Source organism: Streptomyces sp. 13-12-16, from assembly GCF_002114215.1.
Lineage (GTDB): Bacteria > Actinomycetota > Actinomycetes > Streptomycetales > Streptomycetaceae > Streptomyces.
In genome coordinates, this window is record NZ_NCTE01001475.1 from 492 (window position 1) to 8,022 (window position 7,531).

Sequence of the window (7,531 nt, forward strand, 5' to 3'; positions counted from 1 at the left end):
GCCCTCCCCGAGAGGACCGTGATGTACGGGCTCACCTCGGAGGGTGTCGGCATCGCGGTGCGCCGCGCGCTCGCGCACGCCACCGACTGGACCGACTACGACTGGCAGGTGGTCCACGAGGGTCCGCAGCCGCCCGCCCTGCACATGGCGCTGGACGAGGTGCTGACCGCCGAGGTCGCCGCGGGCCGGCGTCCGCCGACGCTGCGGGTGTGGGAGTGGGGCGCCCCGGCGGTGATCATCGGCAGCTTCCAGTCGCTGCGCAACGAGGTCGACCCCGAGGGCGCCCGGCGGCACGGCATCGAGGTGGTGCGCCGGATCTCCGGCGGCGGCGCGATGTTCGTCGAGCCCGGCAACACCATCACCTACTCGCTGTCGGTGCCGGAGGCGCTGGTGCAGGGGTTGTCGTTCCAGGACAGCTACGCCTACCTCGACGACTGGGTGCTGGGCGCGCTCGGCGAGATGGGGATCCGCGCCTGGTACCAGCCGCTGAACGACATCGCCACCGACCAGGGCAAGATCGCGGGCGCCGCCCAGAAGCGGATGGTGGGCCCGGACGGCGGCCCCGGCGCGGTGCTGCACCACGTGACGATGGCGTACGACATCGACGCCGACAAGATGCTCGACGTGCTGCGCATCGGCCGGGAGAAGCTGTCCGACAAGGGCACCGGGAGCGCGAAGAAGCGGGTGGACCCGCTGCGCCGGCAGACCGGTCTGCCGCGCGAGGCCGTCATCGAGCGGATGATCGACTCGTTCCGCGCCCGGTACGGGGCGGCGGACGGCAAGGTGACGGACGAGGAGCTGGCCCTCGCGGAGGAACTGGTGCGGACGAAGTTCGCCACCGAGGAGTGGACCGCGCGCGTGCCGTGACGGAGGGCCCCGCCCGTGGGGTCGGACGAGCGGGTGGGGAAGAAGGCACCCCGGGTGCGGAAGGCACCGCTCGCGGAGGAGTGGGGACGCTCCGAGGGCAGTCGGTACGAAGCCCCGCGGGTGCTCGGGGGCGGGAGCCGCCGACTCGGCGGGCGCGGCCCACGAGCGTGCGGGGCGAACAGGCGCCGGACAGCCGGGCGCGGGCGAGGTCCGGGGCCCCGCACAGGACCTGGTGACCGCCGGGCCGCCCGCGCGAAGGCGACCACCGGGGAGCCGGCTCGCACCGATACACAAATCGCCTCTTCACGGAGGGAATTGAGGCAAGACGGCCCATCCGGCGGTACGTCCCTGTCACCGCCCCTCTACGGAGCGAGTTGGCCCTTCCCGCACCATGGGAACACGTGTGACACTGGCGTCCCGTCCGCTGTGCGGACCCCCTTCCGCACCGTCCCCCACGAAGAGTGCGCCGTGCGTTCCTTTCCTCTGCCGATCGCCCTGACCGCGCGCCTGTCCCCGGTGGTCGTCCTCGCCGCGGCCGGCTGGGCGTTGTCCTCCGGTACGCCGGCCGCGCCGGAAGCCGCGGACGAGCCGACCGGGAAGACGAAGACCCAGTCCGCGTCCGCCCCTTCGCGGACGCAGGTGGCGAAGACGTACGCCGCCGCGCCGGCGCCGTGCGGCAGCATCGCCGAGAAGAGCGTCAAGTCCCTTGTGCCGGGCGCCAAGACGGCCGGCAAGGAGATCCAGTCCACGGACTCGAAGCTGCGCCGCACCTGTTCCTGGAACGCGCTCAAGGGCTACGAGTACCGCTGGCTCGACGTCTCCTTCGAGGTGCTGGAGTCGGACGAGGCGGCGGAGCGGTCGTACCAGGGGCGGCTGGAGGACAAGAGCGGCGGGGGCGCGGTCCCCGGGCTCGGGGACGCGGCGTACTCCGTCGTGAACCTCACCACCGAGGACAAGCAGCAGACACGCGAGGGCGTGGTGGTGGCCCGCGCCTCCAACGCGCTGGTGATCGTGACGTACAACGGCAGCGACTTCGAGTCGAAGAAGGCGCCGAGCACGGACGAGATCAACAAGGGTGCCATCAAGGCCGCGAAAGAGGCGGTGGCGGCCCTGGAGAAGAACCGGAATTGATGGTTCCGTGACATCTGTCACACGCCGTAGCGATCTGTGCGGGTCGCTTAGTAGAAACCGCCCGGACGACATAGGGGACTTGTCCGTCTTGCCGTTAATGCGGAAGGGGGCGGGGCGGGGAGCGTCCGGGGGGAAAGCCGACGGCCGCCGCTCCTTCGCCGCATGAGGCTTTCTGACGGGACGGCAGGTGCCCCGGAGGGCCCGCCGCGGACAGGTCGGCACGCCCTCCGGCCTGCCGCAAGCCCCCTGTGGACCTACGAAGCGCGGTAGTACGTATGCCCTTTGCGCCCGGCGCCGGGGCGTCCCAAGAATGACCAGCCTCCGGACAGCAGGGGTGAGGTCACGCATGGGAAAGCATCGTCATCAGAAGCAGTACCGGCGGACGGTCGTCGCGGCGGTCGCCATAGGAGTCATAGGAATACCCTCGGTCGCCATGGCCTGCACGGACTGGCCCGACGAGGGACAGCGGCAGGAGCGGGGCACCGCGGCCGGGGCCGAGGACAGGTGGGGCGACCCGGACTGGTACAGCCGGTGGAGCAGCCAACAGCACGGTGAGCCGACGGCCCTGCCGTCGCACGAGCCGACCGCCACCCCGAGCGCCTCGAAGCCCGGTGCGCCGAAGGACAGCGGCGCGAAGCCGTCGCACAAGCCGAAGGCGAAGGCCACCGGGGCAGCCGCCTCCAAGCCCGCTTCCAAGCCCGCCACGGCTTCCCCGAAGCCCACCACCGCGGCCCCCAAGCCCACCACGGCCGCTCCGAAGCCCACCGCCTCGGCCCCCAAGCCCACCACGGCCGCTCCGAAGCCCACCGCCTCGGCCCCCAAGCCCACCACGGCCACTCCGAAGCCCACCGCCTCGGCCCCCGGGCCCGCCGGTGCCTCCGGTGCCGTCGCCAAGGTCGTGGAGCTCGTCAACGCCGAGCGCGGCAAGGTCGGTTGCTCCCCCGTGAAGGTGAACACCACCCTCACCAAGGCCGCGCAGGACCACAGCGAGGACATGGCGGCGAGCGGCAGCATGTCGCACACCGGGTCGGACGGCTCCTCCCCCGGCGACCGCATCACCCGCGCCGGCTACGGCTGGAGCACCTACGGCGAGAACGTCGCCTACGGCTACTCCACCCCCGAGCAGGTGATGGCCGGCTGGATGGGCAGCCCCGGTCACAAGGAGAACATCCTCAACTGCGCGTTCAAGGAGATCGGTGTCGGTCTCGCCCAGCCCGGCTCCTACTGGACCCAGGACTTCGGCACGGCCCGGTAGCCCCCGGTACGCTCACGCGCGCCGGTGGCCCGCCATCAGCGCGACGTACACGGCCAGCGACGCCGCCAGGCCCACCGCCCAGCCGTAGTCCGCGAGGGGCTCCAGGAAGGGGATCAGCCCGTCCTCGGGGAAGGGACCCTTCCCCGGGGCCGAGTGGGAGCCGCCCACCGCGAGCACCCCGCCGGTCAGGAAGGCGGCGACGGCGCGCAGGTTCCATCCGGAGGTGTACCAGTACCGCCCGCCGGGTGTGTACAGGCCGGGCAGGTCCAGGGCGGTGCGGCGGACGATCCAGTAGTCGGCGATGAGGATCCCGGCGACGGTGCCGAGCAGTCCGCCGACCAGCCCGAGCCAGGTGAAGATGTACAGCTCGGGTGTCTCGGTGAGCTTCCACGGCATGATCAGCACGCCGACCACACCGGTGATCAGCGCGCCGGTGCGGAAGCTGATCAGCCGTGGCGCCAGGTTCGCCAGGTCGTACGCCGGTGACACCACGTTCGCCGCGATGTTCACCGAGATGGTGGCGACGAGCACCGTCACCAGGGCGAAGAGCAGCCCGAAGACGTTGTCCGTCCTCCCGGCGAGTGCGACGGGGTCCCACACCGGGGCCCCGTACACCGCCTGGCTGCCGGAGGTGACGAACACGGACAGCAGCGCGAACAGCGTCATGGTGGTGGGCAGTCCGAGGGTCTGGCCCCACACCTGGGCGCGCTGGCCCGCGCCGAAGCGGGTGAAGTCGGGGATGTTCAGGCTCAGGGTCGACCAGAACGCGATCATGCCCATGAGGGCCGGGAAGAACACCGGCCAGAAGTCGGCGCCCCAGCCCAGCTTCGAGGGCTGGTCGAGCAGTGGTCCGAGACCGCCGGCCTTGTTCGCGATCCAGACCAGCAGCACCAGCGCGCCCACGATGACGAACGGCGCGGCCCAGTTCTCGAACCGGCGCAGGGTCTCCATTCCCCTGTGGATGATGGCCAGTTCGAGGGCCCAGAACAGCACGAAGCACACCCACAGCGTCCACGGCTGGCCGCCGACCTCGGACGCCTCGGCCCAGCCGCCGAACAGCTTGCCGAGCAGCACGAAGATGCCCTGGCCGCCGATCCAGGTCTGGATGCCGAACCAGGCGCACGCCACCCCGGCCCGGATCAGCGCCGGCAGGTTGGCGCCGCGCAGCCCGAACGAGGCACGGGCCAGCACGGGGAAGGGGATGCCGTACTTGGGGCCGGCGTGACCGGTCAGCAGCATCGGCGCGAGCACGATGACGTTGGCGAGCGCGATGGTGAACACGGCCTGTTTCCAGTCCATGCCCAGTGCGACGAGACCGGAGGCGAGCAGCCAGGAGGGGATGTTGTGCGCCATCCCGACCCACAGGGCGGTGAAGTTGTACGTCGTCCAGCGGCGGCGGGCCAGCGGGACGGGAAGCAGGTCGTCGTTGACGAAGCGGCTGTCGGTGGGGGTGGTGCCCGGCGGGAGCTCGACGCGTCCCGCCGGGTCGGGTATGGGTGGGTCGGACGGCGTGGGCGGGACGGTCGCGGTCATGGGCGTGCCCCTTCGGCGAGGGTTACGGGTGGAGTGCCGGGATGATCTCCGCGCCGTACGCGTCGATCGTCGTCTCCTGCGCGTCGTGCATGTCGTACACGGCGAACTGGTCCACGCCCAGCTCCCGCAGTGCCCGCAGCTTCTCGATGTGCGCCTCGGCCGGGCCGAGCAGGCAGAACCGGTCGACGATCTCGTCGGGGACGAAGTCCGTGGACGGGTTGCCGGCCCGCCCGTGGTGGCTGTAGTCGTAGCCGTGCCGTTCCTTGATGTACGACGTCAGCGCCTCGGGGACCAGGCCGGAGTGCTCGCCGTAGCGGGCGACCAGGTCGGCGACGTGGTTGCCGACCATGCCGCCGAACCAGCGGCACTGCTCGCGGGCGTGCGCCAGGTCGTCGCCGACGTACGCGGGGGCGGCGACGCAGACGGTGACGGACGCGGGGTCGCGTCCCGCCTCCGCGGCGGCGGCGCGCACGGCCTTCACCATCCACTCGGTCAGGTACGGGTCGGCGAGCTGGAGGATGAAGCCGTCGGCCTTGCGTCCGGCGAGGGCGAGCGCCTTCGGCCCGTACGCGGCCATCCAGACGGGCAGCTCGCCGTCCCGCACCCACGGGATCCGCAGCGGCTGCCCGTCGACCTCGGCCTCGCGTCCCTCGGCGAGGTCGCGGATCGCGTCGATCGCCTCGCCGAGGCGGGCCAGGGTGCCCGGTCTGCGTCCGGCGACGCGCATCGCGGAGTCGCCGCGGCCGATGCCGCAGACGGTGCGGTTGCCGTACATGTCGTTGAGGGTGGCGAAGGTGGAGGCGGTGACCTCCCAGGTGCGGGTGCCCGGGTTGGTGACCATCGGGCCGACCTTCAGTTTCGTGGTGTTGGCCAGGATCTGGCTGTAGATCACGAAGGGCTCCTGCCACAGTACGGCGGAGTCGAAGGTCCAGCCGTGGGTGAAGCCGTTGCGCTCGGCGCGCTTCATCAGGCTGACGACCCGTGAGGCCGGCGGGTCGGTCTGCAGGACGAGTCCGAAGTCCATGCGCGGCTCTCCTAGGTGAGGTACTGGCAGGTGGAGCGCGGGGTGTAGACGCCGTGGCCGGCGCGCCCGGTGTACTCCCGGTCGGTGATGACGGGGACACCGCGCGAGAGGACGGTCTCGACGCGTCCGGTGACCCGCTTGCCCTCGTAGGCCGAGTAGTCGACGTTCATGTGGTGGGTGCCGGCGGACATGACCTGCTCGGCGCCCGGGTCGTAGACGACGACGTCGGCGTCGGCGCCGGGCGCGATGGTGCCCTTCTTCGGGTACAGGCCGAACATCCGGGCCGGGGTGGCGCAGGCGATCTCGATCCAGCGGCGGCGGGAGATGTGTCCGTCGAGGACGGCCTGGTGGAGCAGGTCCATGCGGTTCTCCACGCCGGGGAGACCGTTGGGGATCTTGGAGAAGTCGCCCCGGCCGAGCTCCTTCTGGCCCGTGAAGCAGAAGGGGCAGTGGTCGGTGGAGACCACCTGGAGGTCGTTGGTGCGCAGGCCCCGCCACAGCGCCGCCTGGTGTTCCTTCGGCCTGAGCGGGGTGCTGCACACGTACTTGGCGCCCTCGAAGCCGGGCTCGGCGAGGTTGTCGGTGGAGAGGAACAGGTACTGCGGGCAGGTCTCGCCGAAGACGTTCAGTCCCTCGTCGCGGGCGCGTGCCAGTTCGGCGACCGCCTCCGTCGCGGAGACGTGCACCACGTACAGCGGCGCGCCGGCGACCTGGGCGAGCCGGATGGCGCGGTGGGTGGCCTCGGCCTCCAGGAGGGCCTTGCGGACCTCGCCGTGGTACCGGGGGTCGGTCTCGCCGCGGGCGAGGGCCTGTTCGACGAGCACGTCGATGGCGATGCCGTTCTCGGCGTGCATCATGATCAGCCCGCCGTTCTCGGCGGAGCGCTGCATGGCGCGCAGGATCTGGCCGTCGTCGGAGTAGAAGACACCCGGATACGCCATGAACTGCTTGAACGACGTGACGCCCTCTTCCACCAGAAGGTCCATTTCCTTCAGGGTCTCGGCGTTGACGTCCGAGACGATCATGTGGAAGCCGTAGTCGATGGCGCAGGTGCCCTCGGCCTTGGCGTGCCAGTCGTCCAGGCCCTGGCGCAGGGACCGGCCGACGCTCTGCACGGCGAAGTCGACGACGGTGGTGGTACCGCCCCAGGCGGCGGCCCGGGTGCCGGTCTCGAAGGTGTCGGAGGCGAAGGTGCCGCCGAACGGCAGCTCCATGTGGGTGTGCGCGTCGACCCCGCCCGGGATGACGTACTTGCCGGTGGCGTCGATGGTCCGGTCGGCGGTGAAGGCGTCGGCGGCCGGGCTGGCGGAGGCGGCGAGGGCGGCGATCCGGCCGTCCTCGATCAGGACGTCGGCGTGGATCTCGTCGGAGGCGGTGATGACGAGGCCACCACGGATGACGGTGCGGCTGCTCATGGTGCTCCCTCTCTACGAGCGTGACGAGCTCTGCGAGCCGGTGCTACGACGTGCTCCTCAGGGCGCGCTCGAGGATCCCGGCACCCTCCTCGGCCTCCGCGACGTTGAGGGACAGCGGCGGGGCGACGCGCAGGGCGCTGGTGTTGTGGCCGCCCCCCTTGCCGATGAGCAGGCCGCCCGCGCGGGCCGCCTCCAGGACGGCGGACGCGGCCGCCGGGTCGGCCTCGTCGGTGCCGGGTTTCGCCAGCTCGATGCCGATCATCAGCCCGCGCCCGCGGACCTCGCGTACGGCGGGGGCGGGGGCGG

The 7,531-nt window shown here is 71.4% G+C and carries 7 protein-coding genes; 3 read left to right on the forward strand and 4 right to left on the reverse strand.

The features are described from left to right. From B7767_RS42990 to B7767_RS43000, 3 genes are all read left to right on the forward strand, one after another. Positions 1-867, forward strand: an 867-nt coding sequence (locus B7767_RS42990; RefSeq protein WP_085576522.1) for a biotin/lipoate A/B protein ligase family protein, incomplete at its 5' end; no start/stop codon positions are given. A gap of 468 nt (positions 868-1,335) precedes the next feature. After that, positions 1,336-1,998, forward strand: a complete 663-nt coding sequence (locus tag B7767_RS42995) for a hypothetical protein (RefSeq protein WP_085576527.1) — start codon at positions 1,336-1,338, stop codon at positions 1,996-1,998. A 346-nt stretch (positions 1,999-2,344) separates the two neighbouring features. Beyond that, a complete protein-coding gene (locus B7767_RS43000) occupies positions 2,345-3,253 on the forward strand; it encodes a CAP domain-containing protein (RefSeq protein ID WP_085576523.1) in 909 nt (302 codons plus the stop codon). Between the two features lie 12 nt (positions 3,254-3,265). Here the strand turns inward: B7767_RS43000 and B7767_RS43005 are convergent, their stop codons facing one another. The 4 genes from B7767_RS43005 to B7767_RS43020 all read right to left on the reverse strand — a co-directional run. Further along, a complete protein-coding gene (locus tag B7767_RS43005) occupies positions 3,266-4,786 on the reverse strand; it encodes an NCS1 family nucleobase:cation symporter-1 (RefSeq protein WP_085576524.1) in 1,521 nt (506 codons plus the stop codon). Between the two features lie 22 nt (positions 4,787-4,808). Next, entirely contained in the window at positions 4,809-5,810 is a 1,002-nt protein-coding gene (locus tag B7767_RS43010; RefSeq protein WP_085576525.1) for a TIGR03842 family LLM class F420-dependent oxidoreductase, read from the reverse strand. Positions 5,811-5,821: 11 nt separating this feature from the next. Next, a complete protein-coding gene (hydA, locus tag B7767_RS43015; RefSeq protein ID WP_085576526.1) occupies positions 5,822-7,225 on the reverse strand; it encodes a dihydropyrimidinase in 1,404 nt (467 codons plus the stop codon). Positions 7,226-7,268: 43 nt separating this feature from the next. Then, positions 7,269-7,531, reverse strand: a 263-nt coding sequence (locus B7767_RS43020; RefSeq protein ID WP_143653017.1) for an aminotransferase class III-fold pyridoxal phosphate-dependent enzyme, incomplete at its 5' end; no start/stop codon positions are given.